The organism is Streptomyces filamentosus (genome assembly GCF_014654895.1).
GTDB classification, from domain to species: domain Bacteria; phylum Actinomycetota; class Actinomycetes; order Streptomycetales; family Streptomycetaceae; genus Streptomyces; species Streptomyces filamentosus.
This window is the reverse complement of the sequence record NZ_BNBE01000004.1, coordinates 412932-430218: the sequence shown is the minus strand read 5'-3', so window position 1 is coordinate 430218 and position 17287 is coordinate 412932. Positions and strand designations below refer to the sequence as shown.

Here is a 17287-nt window from a genome sequence, read left to right as displayed (position 1 = left end):
CTGCGCCGCCCGGCTGCGCGTCCCCGCCCCGGTCACCCGGCCGGCAGGAGCGCCCCCGTCAGATGGTCGTACGCCACGTGCGCGTGGAGCCGGACGCCGGTGACGAGCGTGTCGTCGTCGGCGTAGAAGCGCGGGTTGTGGTTGATGACGAGCCCCCGCCCGCCCTCCTCCGGCACCGGCCGCCCGTCGGCGTCGAGCACCGCGTCCTGGACGCCGAGCATCACGTACAGGCCGCCGAAGCGGGAGACGAGTTCGGAGACGTCGTCGTAGCCGAGGGTGGTGCCGGTCTCGGCGACCCGCTCCGGGCCCGCGACCCGCCGGAGGGTCGGCAGGGCCGCCTCCACCCACGGGGTGGTGTTGCGCACCGGCGGCACCGGCTGGAGGTAGGAGACCTCGGCCGTCGCCCCGTACGCCGCCGCCGAGTGCTCGGCGAGCCGCCGGAGCCGGTCCTGGACCTCCGCCATGCCGGACTCCGCCGCGCAGCGGACGGTGCCCCAGAGCGTCACCGTCTCGCCGATGACGTTGAACCGGCCGACGTCCTCGACGTGTCCGATGGTGACCGTGACCGGGTCGAAGGCGGACACCTGCCGGTAGAGCTGGCCGATCCCGGTGAGGACCGCCCCGGCCGCCGGCATCGGGTCCACGCCCTGCCACGGCGTGGAGCCGTGCACCTGCTTCCCGGTGAGCGTGATCCGGACCAGCACCGAGGCCCCGTACTGGACGCCCGCGCGGTAGCCGACGTACCCCTTCGGGTACGGCGTCACGTGCATCCCGAACGCCATCGTCGGCACCGGACCGGCGAAGGCGCCCGCCTCGACCATCGCGCGCGCCCCGCCGGATTCGGCGACCGGCGGGCCCTCCTCCGCGGGCTGGAAGACGAACAGGACCGTGCCCGGGAGGCGGTCGCGCACCTCCGAGAGGACGGTCGCCGCCCCCATGAGCATCGCCGTGTGGCAGTCGTGGCCGCAGGCGTGCGAGACGGGGAACGGGCCGCCCGGATAGTCCGCGTCCACCACCCGCGAGGCGAACTCCTCCCCGCACAGGTCCCTCACCGGCAGCGCGTCGGTGTCCGCGCGCAGCGCCACCACCCGCCCGCCGCCCCCGCCTGCCGTTCCGCGCAGCACGCCCACCACCCCGTGCCCGGCGATGCCCGTGCGGACCTCGTCGAGCCCCAGGCTCCGCAGGTGGCCGGCGATCAGCCGGGCCGTCCCCTCCTCGCGGTTGGACAGCTCGGGATGCCGGTGGAGGTGGCGGCGCCAGGCGACGACCCGGCCGGCGGCCAGGTCCGCCAGCCGGTCGAGTTCCGCGTGGACGGGAGAGTCGGTCACGGGGCGTCCTCTCGTGGCGGTTCGGGGGCGGGGGAAGAGTGAAGGGACGGAGGCAAGGGCGGGGGGCGCGGGTCAGCGGCCGGTGAGGTCGTGGAGCGCGAAGTCCTCGGAGAGCGGGACGGAGAGCCCGTTGAGGGCGGCGACGAGCTTCTTCTCCTCGTACGTGAAGTGCGACTCGACGAGCGCGATCAGTCCGTCGAGTTCGCCGCTCACCCGGCGGGCCTCCTCGGGGCCGAGGGGTGCGGCGGGCGCGGCGGGCAGGCCGTCCAGGAGCGTCTGGAGACGGCCCAGGACCTCCTCCACCTGCGTGTGGTCGTGGGTGAGCTCGTCGAGGACGGGCCGCAGTTCGGGGCGGGCCCCGGCCAGCGCGGGGAAGACCCCGCCGTCCTCGGCGGTGTGGTGGCGGGTGAGCGCGGAGCAGAAGGCGAGGCAGTGCGCCCGCAGGTCGCGGGGGCGCTCCCCCTCGCCGGAGAGGAAGGCGTCGAGCCCGGAGCGCAGCCGGGCGAGCTCCTCGCGGAGCCAGAGGTGGACGTCCACGAGCTGGTTCCCGAACGCCGTGAGGCGGTCGGCCGGTCCGGGGGTGGTGGGCGTGTTCCGCACGGGGTGGTCCCTCTGTCGGCATCGACCTGCATCGGCGCGACTGTACCCACCTCCGGCCCGTACGGAGGCGCCTTTCGGCGGCACGGGGGAGGAGGAGGCCGTGCCGCTGTGATCGTGGCACGGCCGTGCGAACGCCCGCTCCCGGGGCGCTCACGACCGGGGCGGGCGGCTGCTCCCGGATCAGGCCCGTCCGCTCACGTTCCGAGGGCGTGTCCGGTCGTCGCGTCCACATGAGCGGGGATCTCGTCGTGGCGGTCGCCCACCGTCGGCGTCCCGGTCGGCTCGAACAAGAGGATCGCGGCTCCGGACGGCGCGTACGGCTTGTGCTCCGTCCCCGCGGGGACGGTGAAGACCGCCCCCTGCCGCAGCAGGACCGTGCGCTCGCCCCCGGGCTCGCGCAGGGAGATGCGCAGCTCCCCGTCGAGGACCAGGAAGAACTCGTCCGTGTCGTCGTGGACGTGCCAGACGTGTTCGCCCTCGACCTTCGCGACCCGCACGTCGTAGTCGTTGACGTGGGTGACGATGCGCGGACTCCACAGGGCGTCGAAGGAGTCCAGGGCCTGGCGGAGGGAGATCGGCTGGTTGTTCATGGCTCCATCCTCGGCGGCTTCGCGCGGGCGACGTGAGTGCTAGAAATCGCACATGGCGAAAGAATCCTCGCACCGCGGCGAAGCCGCGGGCGTCCATCGGGTGGTCGTGATCGTGGACGACAACTCCAACCCGTTCGAACTCGGCTGCGCGACCGAGATCTTCGGCCTGCGCAGACCGGAGATCGGCCGCGAGCTCTACGACTTCCGGCTCTGCTCCCCCAGGCCCGACATCCCGATGCGCGACGGGTTCTTCACCCTCACGGAAGTCGCGGGACTGGAGGCGGCCGATGCGGCGGACACCTTGATCGTCCCCAACCGCCCCGACGTCGAGGTGCCCCGCCGGCCCGCCGTGCTCGACGCCATCCGCCGGGCACGCGCGCGCGGCGCACGCCTGATCGGCTTCTGCAGCGGCGCCTTCACCCTGGCCGAGGCCGGAGTCCTCGACGGACGCCGGGCCACGGCCCACTGGCAGTGGGCGGACGCCTTCCGGGCCCGCTTCCCCGCCGTCCGCCTCGAACCGGACGTGCTGTTCGTGGACGACGGCGACATCCTCACCGCCGCGGGAAGCGCCGCGGCGCTCGACCTCGGCCTGCACGTGGTCCGCCGCGACCACGGAGCCGAGATCGCCAACTCCGTGAGCCGGCGGCTGGTCTTCGCGGCCCACCGCGACGGCGGGCAGCGGCAGTTCGTCGAACGCCCCCTGCCCGACCTCCCCGACGAGTCCCTGGCACCCGTCCTGGCCTGGGCGCAGGAACGGCTCGACGCGCCCCTCACGGTCGCGGACCTGGCGGTGCGGGCGGCGGTCAGCCAGGCCACACTGCACCGACGCTTCCGGACCCAGCTGGGGACGACCCCGCTGGCGTGGCTCACGGGGGAACGGCTGGCCCTGGCCTGCCGGCTGATCGAGCGGGGCGAAGCACGCCTGGAGGCGGTGGCGCGGCGGAGCGGCCTGGGCACCGCCGCCAACCTGCGCACCCTGATGCGCCGCGAGACGGGCATCACCCCGTCGGCGTACAGACGCCGGTTCGGACCCGGGACGAACGGAAGCCCCGCCGGGGGGTGACCGCTGCGGAGGCCGCGCCCCGCCCCCGTACGACTCCGGGGCCGCGGTCCGCGCGAGTGCGGGCCGCGGCCCCGGAGGGAGCGGGGTGCGGGTGGGCGTCAGCCGGTGAAGACCTCGACGAGGGACCAGACGGCGAGGCCCGCCATGCAGATGCCGCCGATGCGCTGGACGGTCTTGAGCGGGACGCGCTTGGCGATGAAGCGGCCGGCGACCAGGGCCAGGGCGGAGACCGAGGTGAGGGCGAGGAAGGAGCCGATCGCCGTCGACGCGGTGCCGTTGGTGGCGGCGAGGTTGGCGGTCGTGATCTGGGTCAGGTCGCCCCACTCGCTGATGAAGACGGCCATGAAGGCGGTGGAGAACACCGGCCAGAAGCCGGTGACCGTCTTGCCGCCCGTGTCCTCCTCGTCGTCGTCGCCCCCGCTGCGCAGCAGCATGAAGGCGCCGAAGCCGAACATCAGCGCGGAGGCGAGTTTGACGATCCAGCCGGGGAGCATCCCCAGGAGGCTGCCCGCGCCCACGGCGATGGCGACGTGCACCGCGAAGGCGGTCGAGGTGCCGAACCAGACGTACAGGGGACGCATGCGCGTGCCCATGGCGAGCGACGCGAACATCGTCTTGTCGGGAAGCTCGGCGAGGAAGATGAGCCCGAAGGCGGTGACGATCGCCAAGGGGTCGAGGTGCATACCGGCGCTCTCTGCTCGGTCCGGGCCCGTGGCTCCGCACGGCACCTCGGCGAGGCGATGGGAGGACCACTCGGCCCGGCATGACGAACCACGCCCACGGAGGTGCGGACGCGGTGATGCCTGGCCGAAGGTCTCGCCCGTCCGCGCGTCACGCGGACCCGGTCACCGGGAACCCGGGGGTTCCAGTGTGTCGACGACCGGTTCGCAGGGCTACTCCCCTTCGCTGCCCACCAGTGTAGCCGATGGGCGATCGAGAGCGTAGACAGTGTCTGCGGGGGGTGGTAGACAGTGTCTATGTCTCACCCTGCACCTCAGGATCAGCGTCAACGGCAGGACCAGGACCGGGCCGCCGAGGAGGACGGCCGGGGCGGGCTGCGCGGGCGGCTGGTCGCGGCCGGGGTCGCCCTCGTCGACGCCGAGGGCGCCCAGGCCCTCACCCTCCGCGAGATCGCCCGCCGCGCGGGCGTCTCCCACGGAGCGCCCCGCCGCTGGTTCCCCACCCACCTCGACCTGCTCTCGGCCATCGCCCGCGAGGGCTTCGCCGAACTCGCCGCCCGCGTCGCCGAGGCCGACCGGGAGGCCGACCGGGCGGACGCCGGGGCCCGGGCGCGCGTCGAGGCCCTGGCCGGCGTCTACCTCGCGTACGCCGCCGACCGCCGCGGCATGTACGAGCTGATGTTCCGCCACGACCTCCTGGAGAGCGGGCGGCTGGGGCTGCGCGGCACCAGCCTGCCCCTCTTCGGCCGGCTCACCGCCCTCGTCGCCGAGCTCCGCCCCGGGGCCGACCCCGTCACCGCCGCCGGCGCGCTCTGGGCGAACCTCCACGGCCTCGCCCAGCTCCGCCACTGGGGCAGCCTCTCCCTCGCCACCGGCTCGGACGACCCCGGGCCCCTGGTCCGCGCCGCCCTCGACGCCCACCTCGGCCCGGCGGAGCCCGCCGCGTGAGCCTCACCCGCCCCGCCCCCGCCCGCCCGGAGGACGCCCGGGCCTCCCGCGCCTTCCGGGCCAGGACCCTGGCGTGCAGCGTCACCGGCGCCGCCGTCGTCGCCCTCGACGGCACCGTCCTGACCCTCGCCCAGCCCGCCCTCCAGCGGGACCTGCACGCCGGTGTCGCCCAGGTCCAGTGGACCGGCACCGGCTACCTCGTCGCCGTCGCGAGCCTCCTCGTCCTCGCCGGACGGCTGGGCGACCGCCACGGCCACCACCGGGTCTTCGCCCTCGGGTCCCTCGGCTTCGCCGCGGCCTCCGCGGGAGTCGCCCTCGCCCCCGGCATCGGTGCCGTCGTGCTGCTGCGGGTCCTCCAGGGGGCCTGCGGGGCGCTGCTCCAGCCCGCCACCCTCGGCATGCTGCGCACCGCCTACCCGCCCGACCGGCTCACCGGCCCCGTCGCCCTGCGCACCGGCGCCATCGGGCTCGCCGCCGCGGCCGGTCCGCTCCTCGGCGGCGCCCTGGTCTCCGCGTACGGCTGGCGCGCGGTCTTCCTCCTCGGGGTGCCCCCGACGCTCGCCATCGGCCTCCTCGCCCTCACCGTCCGCGAACCCCGCCGCCCGGACCGGACGGCCCCGCGGCCCCTCACCGCCCCGCCCCGCGCGCGGACCGGCGGCGACCCCCTGGGCGCCCTGCTGCTCGCCGGGGCGCTCGGCCTCCTCGTCCACGGCCTCGTCACCCTGCCGGACCCCGGCGCCGGCGGGCGGGCCGCCGCGACCCTGGCCGCCGCGACGGCCGCCGCCCTCCTCCTCGTACGCCACGAACGGCGCGCCCCGCACCCGCTGCTGCCGCCCGCGCTGCTGCGGAGCCGGGCCGTGGCCGGCGGGCTCGCCGCACTGCTCGCGGCCTCCGCCGCGCTCTCCGGCACCCTCTTCGTGACCACGTACTTCCTCCAGGAGGTCCAGCGCCTGGACCCGTTCGGCGCCGCCCTCCGCGTCCTGCCGCTCGCCGTCACGATGGTCCTCGGCGCCGTGCTCTGCCCGCCCCTCCAGCGCCGCCTCGGCCCCCGGGGCGCGGCCCTCGCCGGCGGCGCGCTCCTCACCTCGGGCGTCCTGGTGCTCGCCCGGCTCGACGCGGGCTCCGGCGCCGCGGCGACCGGCCTGGGCGCGGCCCTCGTGGGGGCCGGTTTCGTCACCCTCATGGTCACCGCGACCGCCACCGTCGTCCGGCACGCCCCCGAGGAGCACGCCGGGGTCGCCGGAGGACTCCAGCAGACCGCGATGAACACCGGCCCGGTGCTCGGCGTCGCCACCGCCGCCCTCCTCCTCGCGCTCGTCCCCGGCGGCGGCTTCGTCCCCGCCCACGGCGCCGCGCTGCCCGCCCTCGCGCTCCTCGCGGCCCTCACCCTGCCCGCCGCCCTGGCCCTCCCGCCCCGCGCGGACGCCCCGGGCGAGGGGGCGCCCCGCGGGCGCCCGTGACACGCCGGTCCGCGACACCCCGGCCCGGGCGCCCGTTCTGCGTACGATCATGAAATGCGCGCAGCCGGCCCCCCGCCGCGGCCCCGGCCCAGGGCCGCGGCCCCGACGCGGACCCAGGTCGGCCTCGGCCGGGCCCTGCCCGTGGTCGTCATGGTCCTGGTCGTCGTCGCGGACCTGATCACCCCCGACTCCGAGCGCGTCGACCGGCTCCTCATCACCGTCCCCGCGCTCGCCGCCGCCACCTGGAGCGTCCACGGCACCATCGGCATGGGCCTCCTCGCCATGACCTTGCGGGCCCTCCTCGTCGTGGTCCGGGGCGGGCCGGGCGCCGAGGACCTCCTCGCCAGCGAGAGCCTCATCCTCGGCATCACCGCCGCCTCCGCCTGGGTCAGCGCGGTGCGGACCCGCTACGAACGCGACCTCGCCGAGGTCACCGCCGTCGCCGACGTCGTGCAGCGGGTCGTGCTCCGCCCGCCCCCGCCCCGCCTCGGCCCCGTCGAGCTGCACCTGCTCTACGTCGCCGCCGCGGCCAAGGCCCGCATCGGCGGCGACTTCTACGAGGCCGTCAAGATCCCGGGAGCCGTGCGGATCATGCTCGGCGACGTCCAGGGCAAGGGCCTCGGCGCCGTCGAGACCGCCTCCGTCCTCCTCGGCGCCTTCCGCTCCACCGCCTACGACGCCCCCGACCTGCCCGCGCTCGCCGACCGGCTCGACGAGGGCCTGGCCCGTTACGCCGCCTGGGACCCGGACTCCGACGCCGCCGAACGCTTCGCCACCGTCGTCCTCGTCGAACTCCCCGACGGCCGGGACACCGCCCGCCTCCTCAACTGCGGCCACCCCGCCCCGCTGCTCCAGCACGGCGACGACGTCACCGCCGTGGAGGCCGCCGACCCCTCGCTGCCGCTCAACCTCGCCGGGCTCGCCGAATCCCGCCACCGCGTGGAGGAGTTCCCCTTCGGCCCGGGGGACCGGCTGCTGCTCTACACCGACGGGGTCAGCGAGACCCGCGACCGCGACGGCGTCTTCTACCCGCTGGAGGAGCGCGCCCGCCGCTGGGTCTCCGCCCCCTCCGAGCGGGTGCCGGAACTGCTCCACGAGGACCTCGCGGCTTACGGGGACGGCGGCCTGGACGACGACATCGCCGCCCTGCTCATCGCCCGCGACAAGGCCCCCGCGGAGCCCCCGGGCTCCCGCTGAGGACCGTCGCGGCGGCGTGCTCCGCCCGTACCCGCACCTCCTTCGGGGCGACCCGCCCCGTGCGCCCTTCGCGCGCTCTGTCCCCGACACGTGAGGCTTGCGGGCGTCCGCATGACGCGTGGTCACGTTCCGGCGGAGAGGAACGGGTGCACGTGCCCCAGCCCTCACACCGGAGGCCCGTCCGAGGAGTTCCCGGGATTCCCCGGGACCGGGACGGCCCTCACCGCGGACCGTCGTCCTCGCCGTCCGCTCCGCCGTCACCGCGGCCGGCCTGATCGCCCACCTCTTCGACCTGGCCGGGGACGGCACGGCCCGGATCGTCACCCACGAGCCGTTCGACGCCCGCGACCTGACGGCCGATCCGGACACCACCGTCACCTGGCGGCCCCGGGCCGCCGCCCACGACCTCCCCGCCGGGCACCGCCCGATGCCCGTCGTCGACAGCGAGGACCCGTTTTACGGCGACGCCTCCGCCACCTGGACGGGGCCCGGGATCGGTTCGCCGTCCGGGGCCACCGCCTTCCTCGAACCGCCCCTCGGCCGCGGTGCGTCGACCCGCGGGATTACGCCTCGGGGTGGATGCGGCGCCCGGGGGAGGGCTTCTAGCGTGACCGGCATGAAGCGCATCGTCCGGGCGGCCGCGGCCGCCGCTCTCGCCTGTTCCCTCGCCTTATCCGCAGGCACCGCCGCCGGCGCCGCCGAAGCCGGTGCCGGTGTCGGTGCCCACGGCGGCGGCGCCGACCGTGCCGCCGCCCCGCCGCTCGCACTGCCCGTCCCCACGGGGCCGCACCCGGTGGGCAGCACCGTCCTGCCGCTCGTCGACCGCTCCCGTACGGACCCCTGGGTGCCGACAGCCGACGGACGGCGGCTGATGGTCACCCTCCACTACCCGGCCGCGCGGGCCGGCGGGGGGACGCCCGCGCCGTACGCGACCCGCGAGGAGGCCCGGCGGGTCGCCGAGGGGCTGGGGCTGGGCGGGGCGGTGCCCGCGGACGTCCTGGCCGCCACCCGCACCCACAGCCGGACCGGCGTCCGCCCGGCGCCCGGCCGCCGTCCGCTCGTCCTGCTCTCCCCGGGCTTCTCCGTCTCCCGCTGGACGCTCACCCACCTCGCCGAGGACCTCGCCTCGCGCGGCTACGTCGTCGCCTCCGTCGACCACGCCTACGAGTCGTACGGCATCACCCTCCCCGGCGGCGAGACGCTGCCCTGCGTCGCCTGTGCGGCCCTCGACGAGGAGGGCGTCCCCGGCGGCGTCGTGACCGCGACCCGGGCCGCCGACATGCGCTTCGTCCTGGACCGGCTCACCGGTCCCCGGCCCGCGTGGCGCCACGCGGGCGTGATCGACGCCCGCCGGATCGGCATGGCCGGCCACTCCATGGGCGGCGCGAGCGCGACCGCCACGATGGCGGCCGACCGCCGGGTCGACGCGGGCGTGAACATGGACGGGGCGTTCTGGGAGGACCTCCCGGCCGAAGGGTTGCGGGGGAGGCCCTTCCTGCTCCTCGGCACCGACGAGACCCACCGGCCGGGCGGCCCGGACGCCACCTGGGACCGGATGTGGCCCCGGCTCGACGGCTGGAGGCGGTGGCTGACGGTGACCGGCTCCACGCACGGCACCTTCTCGGACTTCCCCCTGATCGAACGTCACTTCGGCCTGCCCGGACCGGACCTGGCGGCCGACCGGGCCGTCGCCCTCACCCGCACCTACGTGGCGGCCTTCTTCGACCGCCACCTGCGCGGGGCCTCCGGCGGGCTGTTCGGCGGACCCTCCCCCGACCACCCGGAGGTCCGCTTCCAGAACCCGTGACCGGGCGGGGGAGGGGCCGGGAGACGGGGGCTCAGCCGCGGTACGCCGGGATGTGCTCCGCCGCCCAGTCGGCCAGCTCGCGGGAGCAGGCGGCGACGGACTCGCGCCAGGTGCGGTCCGCGCCGTCGCCGGCCTCGTCGCTCACGTGCTTCACGATCCGCAGCGGCATCCCGGCGAGCTCCGCGGCGGCCGCGAGGGCGTACCCCTCCATGTCGACCAGCGGGGCCCGCTCGGCGAGCCGGGCGCGGACGGCCTCGTCGGAGACGAACGCGTCCCCGGTGGCGAGGACCACGTCACCGCCGTCGGGGAGCGCGATCGGCGCCCCGTACGTCTCGCCGGTCAGCCTCGCCAGCAGTTCGCCGTCCAGGTCGTGCTGGACGACGGTGCCGACGACGTGCGTGCCCGACCAGCCGGCGCGCAGCGCGCCCGCGGTGCCGAGGTTGACGATCCCCGACGGCCGGGGCTCCCGGGCCAGGACCGCGGTGAGGGCGGTCGCCGCGTTCACCTTCCCTATGCCGGTGAGGAGCACGGGCAGGGCCGTGTCGAAGAACTGCGCCTCCTCCTTGACGGCGAGGACGAGCAGCGGACGGTCGGAGGTGATGCTTCCCAGGAGTTCCATGGCCCCACGCTAATTCGCCCGCCCCGGGGCCGTACAGCCGGGCCCGGGACGGGGGCGGTCCGGACCGGGAGCAGGGGACCGACCGCTTCGCCCGGCGGGCCGGCGGGCGGCGTGGCAGGGCCCCGCCCGACCCGCCACGGCCGGAAAGCGCCCGCCCGCCCTCCCGCCCCGCTCGCCGGGGACCGCGCACCCGCCCCGGGCGCCGTCACGCCCGCCCGCGCCGCGCCCCCGTACGGTGACGGCGGTCCCGCCCCGCCGTGGCGGGACGCGCACCTCCTCGGCCCGTCCGGGAGGGCCGAAGGCGGTGACGCAGTGCTCCGCGCACCCCACCCATAGTGGTGACAAACCGTCACCAGCCCCTCCCCGAACACCGGTTTCCGGCCTCGACGGGATTCTTTCGCCAGGACGCTTGTGCGGCGCCCCGCGGCCCGGCACGCTCCTCGTATGAACACGGCCAGGCATGCCAGTGAACGTCTGATGAGCTGGCCCTCGCTGACCCGTGGCCGTACGCACTGCGGTGCTGAGCTCGGCCTCGGGACGGCGACGGAGGAGATCGTCCACTTCCACGGCGAGCACGAGGCCGACGTCCACCTCACCCGCGCGATGGTCGCCAGGCTGCGGCCCGCCCTCCAGAACTCGACCGCGGTACGGCTCCGCGCCGGGTCCGGCTGGGTGACGGTGCGGCTCGACGCGGGCTCCGACATCGACCTGCTCGCCACCCTCGTGAGCGCCGCGCTCCAGGCCACCACGGCCCCGGACACGGCCCCGGACCGCTGTACCCGCGCCCGCCCGGCCGTCGTCCAGCGCTGACCGGACGGACGCCCGGCCGGACGTCGTCCGGGCGGACTCCGGCCGGGCGGGCGGGGGCCGGGCGTCAGGCGCGTGCGCCGTCGCCCGTCTCCCGGCCGGGAACCGGGAAGATCATGCAGGTGCTGGTGGCGTGCGCGAGGAGCCGGTCCTCCGCGTCGTACAGCCCCGCCTCCGCGAGCGCCGTGCGCCGCCCCTGCGAGAGCACCGTGCCGACGGCCCGCACCTTGCCGGTGTCCGTCGTGATCGGCCGCAGGAAGCGGGTCTGGAGGTCGAGCGAGGTGTAGGCGGTGCCCCGCGGGAGCGTGGTGTGCACCGCGCAGCCCGCCGCCGAGTCCAGCAGCGTGGCGTAGACCCCGCCGTGCACGCTGCCGATCGGGTTGTAGTGCTCCTCGCCGGGTTCCAGGGCGAAGACCGCCCGCCCGTGCTCGGCCTCCTCCAGGGAGAAGCCGAGCAGTGCCGCGATGGGCGGGCCCGGCAGCCGGCCCGCGATCATCTCGCGCAGGAAGTCGAGCCCCGCCATCGACGCCGCCGCCCGTGCCGTGGCCCCCGCGTCCTCCCATTCGATCGTCCGCGACCGCCCCATGACCACTCCACTCCGTCGTCCCGGCCGCCGCAGCGACGGCTGGCTCTGTAATGCGAAGCTAGACCGCGCGTCACCTGACTGTCAACGACGCAGTCAGGTGGCTAGAGTGGGACGATGAAGTGGCTGGAGACGGACACCGAGAACTGCCCGGTCCACCGCACCCTGGACCTCGTGGGCGAGAAGTGGACCCTGCTCATCCTGCGGGACGCCTTCAACGGCGTCCGCCGCTACGACGACTTCCGCCGCCACATCGGCCTCTCCGAGGCGGTCCTCGCCGACCGGCTCCGCAAACTCGTCGCCTCCGGCATCCTGCGCGCCGTCCCCTACCGCGAACCCGGCGCCCGCACCCGCAACGAGTACCGCCTCACCTCCAAGGGCGTCGACCTCTGGCCCGTCATGCTCGCCCTCAAGCAGTGGGGCGACACCCACACCGGCGACCCCGCAGCCTCCCCCCTGGACGTCCACCACACCGCCTGCGGCTCCCCGGTCGAGGTCGTCGTCCGGTGCGCCGGCGAGGACGCCGAGGTCCTCACCGCCCGCGAGGTCACCGCCACCCCCCGGCCCTGACCCCGCCGCCTCCCCGCACCCGTTCGGCCCCATCGCTGCGGTCCCCGGCCCTCCGGCGGGTACCGGACCAGACATGCCCCCCACCCCCGGTACGCCGAGCGAACCGCCGCCCGAACCCGCCACCCGGTTCCGGCGGCTGCACGCCCGCCTGCTCGGATCGGCCGTGGGACTCGCCTGGAACCGCGGCCGCGCCATCGAGCTCATGCACCGTGCCATGGGATTCGCCGCCCTCAGCCTCCTCACCCTCGTCCCCCTCCTCATCGTCGTGGCCGCCGCCGACCTCGCCCGCGGCCAGGGCTTCGCCCGCTGGCTCATCCAGGGCCTCGGCGTCACCGAGGTCTCCCAGGAAGAGGTCGAACGGCTCTTCGGCCGGCCCGGCCAGGCCCTCCAGCGCACCACCGCCTTCGGCCTCGCCGCCCTCGCGGCCTTCGGCGTCACCTTCGGCTCCGCCGTCCAGACCGGCTACGAACGCGCCTGGGACCTTCCCACCGCCCGCTGGCACACCATGTGGCGCCACGTCGTCTGGCTCGCCGTCCTCATCGCCGCCCTCCTCCTCTTCGTCAGCTTCCCCGCCCCCGAGAACGCCCCCGTCGGCGTCACCGCCCTCGTCGCCCTCGGCGACCTCCTCGGCACCTTCCTGTTCTTCTGGTGGTCCCAGCGCTTCCTCCTGTGCGGCCGCATCCGCTGGCGCGCCCTCCTGCCCGGCGCCGTCCTCACCGCCCTCGGCCTCCTCGGACTGCGGGTCTTCTCCCAGCTCGTCTTCTCCCCCCTGATCGCCTCCAACGCCGTCACCTACGGCCAGTTCGGCACCGTCCTCGTCCTCCAGTCCTGGCTCGTGGGCGTCGGCTTCGTCGTCTACGGCAGCGCCCTCGTCGGACGCCTCGTCCACGAGACCCGCGTCCGCCGCCGGCTCACCCGCACCGCCCCCGCCCGGCCGCCCTCCTCCTGAGCGGCCGGGCCCCGTCCCTCCCCGCGTCACTGGTCCCGGCGCCGCACCGCCGCCACCGTCACCACCGCCGCGCCCACCGCCCACAGCGCGTACACCGTCCACGCCCCGCCCGGCGTCCACGGGAACGGCGGCTCGAACGGCCCCTGCCAGGCCAGCCGCCGCCAGGCGTGCACCGGGGTGCCGTGCGCGAGCACCGCCGTGAGGTGCCGCCGCTCGCCCAGCATCATGGGGAGGACCAGCAGCACCGCCACGCACCCCAGCACCGAGGTCGCGGCACGCCGCAGCAGCGCCCCCAGCGCCATGCCCGTCAGCGCGCACACCGGCGCGAGCAGCGCCGACGCCAGGACGATCCGCAGCGCCCCCGGGTGCGAGAGCGACAGCCCCGCGCCCCGCTCCGCGAGCACGGCCTGCGTCAGCCAGAACGACGTCCCCGCCGCCACCGCCCCGAAGGCGGTCTGCACCGTCGCCACCACCAGGACCTTCGCCGCCATCAGCGAACTCCGCGCCGGCACCGCCGCGAACACCGTCCGCGCCGGCCCGCCGGCGTGGTCGCCGACGACCGCCATCGCCCCCATCGCCCCGGCGCACAGGACCAGCACCATCGACGCGTTCGCCGTGAAGGCGTCGGAGAGCCCCATCGCGCTCTCCAGGAAGTCCGCCTGCCCCTCGGCGCCGTACTGGTCCCAGTAGCGGTAGTGGTCCCAGGCCGTCCCGACGTTGAAGGCGACCACGAAGAGCGTGCTCAGCAGCAGTGCCCAGCCGGTCGACCGGAGCGACCGGAGCCTCAGCCACTCCGACGCCACCAGATCGCGGAAACGGGCCGGGGGCTCCACCACGGAGGCGGAGGCGGAGGAGGCGGAGGGAGCGGAAGGGGCGGGGGAGAGGGGAAGCGAGGTCATCGGACGGCTCCTGCCGGGTAGTCGACGCGGTCGGCGGTCAGTTCCATGAAGGCCTCCTCCAGGGAGGCGGTACGGGTCGTCAGCTGGTCGAGCGGAAGGCCGTGGGCCAGCGCGATCTCGCCGATCCGGCCGGCCGGGAGCCCCGTCACGGTCAGCCGCCCGCCCGGTTCCGACGTCACCTCGGCGCCCGCCGACAGCAGCAGCGGGGTCAGCGCCGACGCGTCCGGCGCGCCGACCGTCACGCTCGTCCGGCCGCCGCGCGCCGCGAACTCGGCGAGGCTCTCCGCCGCGACGAGCGTGCCCCGGCCGATGACCACCAGGTCGTCCGCCGTGTGCTCCATCTCGCTCATGAGGTGACTGGAGACGAAGACCGTGCGGCCCTCTTCGGCGAGCCGCCGGAACAGCCCCCGCACCCACTTCACGCCCTCCGGGTCGAGGCCGTTGAGCGGCTCGTCGAACAGCAGCACCGGCGGGTCCCCGAGCAGCGCGCCCGCGATCCCCAGCCGCTGCCGCATGCCCAGCGAGTACCCCCCGACCCGCCGCCGGGCCGCCCCGGCCAGACCGACCTCCTCCAGCACCTCGTCGACCCGGGCGAGCGGTATCCGGTTGCTCCGCGCCAGCACCGCCAGGTGCGCCCGGGCCGTCCGCCCGCCGTGCACGTCCCCGGCGTCGAGGAGCGCGCCGACGTGCCGCAGGCCCCGCGGCCGGTCGGTGAACGGCCGGCCGTCGACCGTCACCGAGCCGGCGGTCGGCGTGTGCAGCCCCAGCACCATCCGCAGCGTGGTGCTCTTGCCCGAGCCGTTGGGCCCGAGGAACCCGGTGACCCGGCCCGGCCGCACGGTGAACGTCAGCCGGTCGACCGCCGTGGTGGCGCCGTAGCGCTTCGTGACTTCCTTGACTTCGATCATGTCCACCACGGTGCCGCGGGGCACCGCACCCGGACATCCACCCAGGACCGACAATCCCCCGACCCCGTGTCACCCCCGGTCGTATGCCCCGGGGCTGATGACCCGCCACCTCTCCGCGATCTAGGATCCCCGCATGCCAGCGACCTCGGCAGTGCCGCTCCTCAGACGGGTCACCCCGGGCCGGTGGGCCGCGCTCGCCTGGTGCGCCGGGCTCCTCTTCACCGTGCTCCTGCGAATACGCCTCCCCGGGCAGGAGCAGGCCGAGGTCTTCAGGGGCGTCGTCTTCCTCCGCTGGGACGGGCTCACCATGCTCGCCCTCGCCACCGCCCTCGCCCTCCGCGGCAGCGCGCTCCTGGGCCGCCGGCCCGCCGCCGGTCTCGGGCACCTCCTCGCCGCGGCGGTCGTCGGCTCCACCCCCCTGGGCGTCAACGCCATCCCGCTCGCCCAGTACCTCGCCGTCGACGTCGCCCTCTACGCCATCGCCGCCGCCCGCCCGCGGAAGGAGTCCGAGCGCGCCGTCCTCCTCGCGGCCGGCGTCCTCCTCGGCCACCTCGGCGTCCGGCTCCTCTCCGGCTGGAGCGTCGGCACCACCACCGCCCTCGCCGTGCTCTCCACCACCTGCGTCGCCTGGCTCCTCGGCCGCGCCGCCCACCAGACCCGCAGCCACACCGAGGAGACCCGCACCCGCGCCGCCGAGCGGGCCGTCACCGACGAACGGCTCCGGATCGCCCGCGAGATGCACGACACCGTCGCCCACAGCATCGGCATCGTCGCCCTCCAGGCCGGTGCCGCCCGCCTCGTCATCGACAAGCGTCCCGACCTGGCCCGCGAAGCCCTCGACGAGATCGAGGCCGCCAGCCGCGAGACCCTCGCCGGACTCCGCCGCATGCTCGGCGCCCTCCGCACCGCCGACGAGCCCGCCGCCCCGGCCGACGCCTCCGCCGGACCTCCGCTGCCCGAGCGGCCCGGCCTCGCCGACCTCGACCGGCTCGCCGAGACCACCGGGGCCGCCGGCGTGCGCGTCGCCGTCCGCCGCGTGGGAGCCCCGCGTCCCCTGCCCCCCGACCTCGACCTCTCGGCCTTCCGCGTCCTCCAGGAGTCCGTCACCAACGTCGTCCGCCACTCCGGCGCCGACACCTGCACCGTCACCGTCGACCACCGCGACCCCGACGTCCTCGCCCTGACCGTCGAGGACCCCGGCCCCGGCCCCGGACGCGCCCCCGTCCGCGGCGGCGGGCGGGCCGGCACGGGCTCCGGCTACGGCCTCGTCGGCATGCGCGAGCGCGTCGGACTGCTGCACGGAGAGTTCACCGCGGAACCCCGCCCCGGCGGAGGGTTCCGCGTCACCGCCCGCCTCCCCCTCCCGTCAGGAGCCACCCCCGCATGACCGCCCCCGCCCCGTCCCGGCCCCCGGTGCGGGTCGTCCTCGCCGACGACCAGCCGCTGATCCGCACCGCCCTGCGCATGGTCATGGCCGAGACCGACGACCTCCTCGTCGCCGGCGAGGCGTCCGACGGCGACGAGGCCGTCCGGCTCGTCGAGGAGACCGGCGCCGACGTGGTCGTCATGGACCTGCGCATGCCCGGCACCGACGGCATCGAGGCCACCCGGCGGATCACCGCGGGACCCACCGGCGCCCGGGTCGTCGTCCTCACCACCTTCGACGACGACGACCACGTCTACGGCGCCCTCCACGCGGGTGCCTCCGGCTTCCTCGTCAAGGACATGGCTATGGACGACATCCTCGCCGCCGTCCGGATCGTCGCCTCCGGCGACGCCCTCATCGCCCCCGGCGTCACCGGACGCCTCATCAAGGAGTTCACCCGCCGCCCCCGCGACGGCCAGGGCCCCCGCGCCGCCGGTGCGCCGCCCGCCGCGCTCCGGCTCGCCGAGCGCACCACCGAACGCGAACGGGAGGTGCTCACCCTCGTCGGCCGCGGCCTGTCCAACACCGAGATAGCGGAAGGGCTCCACATCACGCCCGGCACCGTCAAGACCTACGTGACCCGGCTGCTCTCCAAGCTGGAGGCCCGCGACCGGGTCCAGCTCGTCATCCTCGCCTACGAGGCCGGACTCGTCTCGACCGGCTGACCCGCCCCCGGCCGGAGCCGGGGCACGGTCGCCCCGGGGACGGGGACGGGGACGGGGACGGGGACGGGGACGGGCGGGGGCACCCTCCCGCCGGAGTCGATCACACGATCCGGTGATCGGCCCCGGAGCGGCCGGACCGCCCCCGCCGGACCGCTTGGATGGGAGGCGACCCATCGGTCCGTCGAGAG

18 protein-coding genes are annotated in these 17287 nt (G+C 75.9%); 10 read left to right on the top strand and 8 right to left on the bottom strand.

Translation table 11 applies throughout. The features are described 5' to 3' along the window. Positions 1 to 32: 32 nt before the first annotated feature. From IE326_RS35755 to IE326_RS35745, 3 genes are all read right to left on the bottom strand, one after another. Positions 33 to 1328 carry a M20 metallopeptidase family protein gene (locus IE326_RS35755; RefSeq protein WP_190044554.1) on the bottom strand — a complete coding sequence of 432 codons (1296 nt, stop codon included), beginning with the start codon at positions 1326 to 1328 and terminating at the stop codon, positions 33 to 35. Between the two features lie 72 nt (positions 1329 to 1400). After that, positions 1401 to 1928, bottom strand: a complete 528-nt coding sequence (locus tag IE326_RS35750; protein WP_190044553.1) for a hemerythrin domain-containing protein — start codon at positions 1926 to 1928, stop codon at positions 1401 to 1403. A 194-nt stretch (positions 1929 to 2122) separates the two neighbouring features. After that, entirely contained in the window at positions 2123 to 2518 is a 396-nt protein-coding gene (locus IE326_RS35745) for a cupin domain-containing protein (protein WP_190044552.1), read from the bottom strand. Positions 2519 to 2570: 52 nt separating this feature from the next. Here IE326_RS35745 and IE326_RS35740 point away from each other — a divergent pair, with 52 nt between their 5' ends. Further along, positions 2571 to 3581, top strand: a complete 1011-nt coding sequence (locus tag IE326_RS35740) for a GlxA family transcriptional regulator (protein WP_190044551.1) — start codon at positions 2571 to 2573, stop codon at positions 3579 to 3581. Between the two features lie 98 nt (positions 3582 to 3679). On the opposite strand, the gene IE326_RS35735 is transcribed toward IE326_RS35740, so the two are convergent. After that, positions 3680 to 4264, bottom strand: a complete 585-nt coding sequence (locus tag IE326_RS35735) for a TMEM165/GDT1 family protein (RefSeq protein ID WP_150233844.1) — start codon at positions 4262 to 4264, stop codon at positions 3680 to 3682. A 294-nt stretch (positions 4265 to 4558) separates the two neighbouring features. Between IE326_RS35735 and IE326_RS35730 the strand changes: the two genes are divergently transcribed. The 4 genes from IE326_RS35730 to IE326_RS35715 all read left to right on the top strand — a co-directional run bounded on the left by IE326_RS35730 (position 4559) and on the right by IE326_RS35715 (position 9673). After that, positions 4559 to 5209: a TetR/AcrR family transcriptional regulator gene (locus IE326_RS35730; RefSeq protein WP_150233842.1), complete on the top strand. Its 651-nt coding sequence runs from the start codon at positions 4559 to 4561 to the stop codon at positions 5207 to 5209. Then, a complete protein-coding gene (locus IE326_RS35725) occupies positions 5206 to 6669 on the top strand; it encodes an MFS transporter (RefSeq protein WP_190044550.1) in 1464 nt (487 codons plus the stop codon). Before IE326_RS35730 ends, IE326_RS35725 begins: the two co-directional genes overlap by 4 nt. A 54-nt stretch (positions 6670 to 6723) precedes the next feature. Next, positions 6724 to 7866, top strand: a complete 1143-nt coding sequence (locus IE326_RS35720) for a PP2C family protein-serine/threonine phosphatase (RefSeq protein WP_190044549.1) — start codon at positions 6724 to 6726, stop codon at positions 7864 to 7866. Between the two features lie 118 nt (positions 7867 to 7984). Further along, the gene (locus IE326_RS35715; protein ID WP_229915820.1) at positions 7985 to 9673 is read left to right on the top strand and encodes an alpha/beta hydrolase family protein; all 1689 of its coding nucleotides are present in this window, start codon (positions 7985 to 7987) and stop codon (positions 9671 to 9673) included. A gap of 31 nt (positions 9674 to 9704) precedes the next feature. Here IE326_RS35715 and IE326_RS35710 read toward each other — a convergent pair whose 3' ends face one another. Further along, positions 9705 to 10292 carry a nucleosidase gene (locus IE326_RS35710; protein WP_190044548.1) on the bottom strand — a complete coding sequence of 196 codons (588 nt, stop codon included), beginning with the start codon at positions 10290 to 10292 and terminating at the stop codon, positions 9705 to 9707. Positions 10293 to 10736: 444 nt separating this feature from the next. On the opposite strand from IE326_RS35710, the gene IE326_RS35705 reads away from it, so the two are divergent. Next, on the top strand, positions 10737 to 11102 hold the full coding sequence (locus IE326_RS35705) for a luciferase domain-containing protein (RefSeq protein ID WP_229915819.1): 366 nt from the start codon (positions 10737 to 10739) through the stop codon (positions 11100 to 11102). Positions 11103 to 11166: 64 nt separating this feature from the next. Here IE326_RS35705 and IE326_RS35700 read toward each other — a convergent pair whose 3' ends face one another. Further along, complete coding sequence (locus IE326_RS35700) at positions 11167 to 11685, bottom strand: PaaI family thioesterase (protein WP_150233829.1); 519 nt, start codon at positions 11683 to 11685, stop codon at positions 11167 to 11169. Between the two features lie 114 nt (positions 11686 to 11799). Between IE326_RS35700 and IE326_RS35695 the strand changes: the two genes are divergently transcribed. Together IE326_RS35695 and IE326_RS35690 are read left to right on the top strand one after the other, a co-directional pair. After that, positions 11800 to 12252, top strand: coding sequence for a winged helix-turn-helix transcriptional regulator (locus IE326_RS35695; protein ID WP_190044547.1), 453 nt, complete (start codon positions 11800 to 11802; stop codon positions 12250 to 12252). 73 nt (positions 12253 to 12325) lie between these two features. Next, positions 12326 to 13201, top strand: a complete 876-nt coding sequence (locus tag IE326_RS35690) for a YhjD/YihY/BrkB family envelope integrity protein (RefSeq protein WP_190044546.1) — start codon at positions 12326 to 12328, stop codon at positions 13199 to 13201. A gap of 26 nt (positions 13202 to 13227) precedes the next feature. Here the strand turns inward: IE326_RS35690 and IE326_RS35685 are convergent, their stop codons facing one another. Both IE326_RS35685 and IE326_RS35680 read right to left on the bottom strand, forming a co-directional pair. After that, on the bottom strand, positions 13228 to 14100 hold the full coding sequence (locus IE326_RS35685) for an ABC transporter permease family protein (protein WP_229915818.1): 873 nt from the start codon (positions 14098 to 14100) through the stop codon (positions 13228 to 13230). Beyond that, the gene (locus tag IE326_RS35680) at positions 14097 to 15008 is read right to left on the bottom strand and encodes an ABC transporter ATP-binding protein (RefSeq protein WP_190044545.1); all 912 of its coding nucleotides are present in this window, start codon (positions 15006 to 15008) and stop codon (positions 14097 to 14099) included. Before IE326_RS35680 ends, IE326_RS35685 begins: the two co-directional genes overlap by 4 nt. Positions 15009 to 15141: 133 nt before the next feature. Between IE326_RS35680 and IE326_RS35675 the strand changes: the two genes are divergently transcribed. Both IE326_RS35675 and IE326_RS35670 read left to right on the top strand, forming a co-directional pair. Next, positions 15142 to 16395 (top strand): sensor histidine kinase, encoded by a 1254-nt coding sequence (locus IE326_RS35675; protein WP_190044544.1) that lies wholly within the window; start codon positions 15142 to 15144, stop codon positions 16393 to 16395. Continuing rightward, a complete protein-coding gene (locus IE326_RS35670) occupies positions 16392 to 17099 on the top strand; it encodes a response regulator (protein WP_190044543.1) in 708 nt (235 codons plus the stop codon). The genes IE326_RS35675 and IE326_RS35670 overlap by 4 nt, the downstream gene beginning before the upstream one ends. The last annotated feature ends 188 nt before the right edge of the window (positions 17100 to 17287 follow it).

Excerpts from the sequence above, each read along its gene's own strand:
- IE326_RS35730 (WP_150233842.1), top strand. The coding sequence starts at position 4,559 with ATGTCTCACCCTGCACCTCAGGATCAGCGTCAACGGCAGGACCAGGAC.
- IE326_RS35710 (WP_190044548.1), bottom strand. The coding sequence starts at position 10,292 with ATGGAACTCCTGGGAAGCATCACCTCCGACCGTCCGCTGCTCGTCCTC.
- IE326_RS35705 (WP_229915819.1), top strand. The coding sequence starts at position 10,737 with ATGAACACGGCCAGGCATGCCAGTGAACGTCTGATGAGCTGGCCCTCG.
- IE326_RS35735 (WP_150233844.1), bottom strand. The coding sequence starts at position 4,264 with ATGCACCTCGACCCCTTGGCGATCGTCACCGCCTTCGGGCTCATCTTC.
- IE326_RS35745 (WP_190044552.1), bottom strand. The coding sequence starts at position 2,518 with ATGAACAACCAGCCGATCTCCCTCCGCCAGGCCCTGGACTCCTTCGAC.
- IE326_RS35720 (WP_190044549.1), top strand. The coding sequence starts at position 6,724 with ATGCGCGCAGCCGGCCCCCCGCCGCGGCCCCGGCCCAGGGCCGCGGCC.
- IE326_RS35685 (WP_229915818.1), bottom strand. The coding sequence starts at position 14,100 with ATGACCTCGCTTCCCCTCTCCCCCGCCCCTTCCGCTCCCTCCGCCTCC.
- IE326_RS35670 (WP_190044543.1), top strand. The coding sequence starts at position 16,392 with ATGACCGCCCCCGCCCCGTCCCGGCCCCCGGTGCGGGTCGTCCTCGCC.
- IE326_RS35680 (WP_190044545.1), bottom strand. The coding sequence starts at position 15,008 with ATGATCGAAGTCAAGGAAGTCACGAAGCGCTACGGCGCCACCACGGCG.
- IE326_RS35690 (WP_190044546.1), top strand. The coding sequence starts at position 12,326 with ATGCCCCCCACCCCCGGTACGCCGAGCGAACCGCCGCCCGAACCCGCC.
- IE326_RS35740 (WP_190044551.1), top strand. The coding sequence starts at position 2,571 with ATGGCGAAAGAATCCTCGCACCGCGGCGAAGCCGCGGGCGTCCATCGG.
- IE326_RS35695 (WP_190044547.1), top strand. The coding sequence starts at position 11,800 with ATGAAGTGGCTGGAGACGGACACCGAGAACTGCCCGGTCCACCGCACC.
- IE326_RS35675 (WP_190044544.1), top strand. The coding sequence starts at position 15,142 with ATGCCAGCGACCTCGGCAGTGCCGCTCCTCAGACGGGTCACCCCGGGC.
- IE326_RS35700 (WP_150233829.1), bottom strand. The coding sequence starts at position 11,685 with ATGGGGCGGTCGCGGACGATCGAATGGGAGGACGCGGGGGCCACGGCA.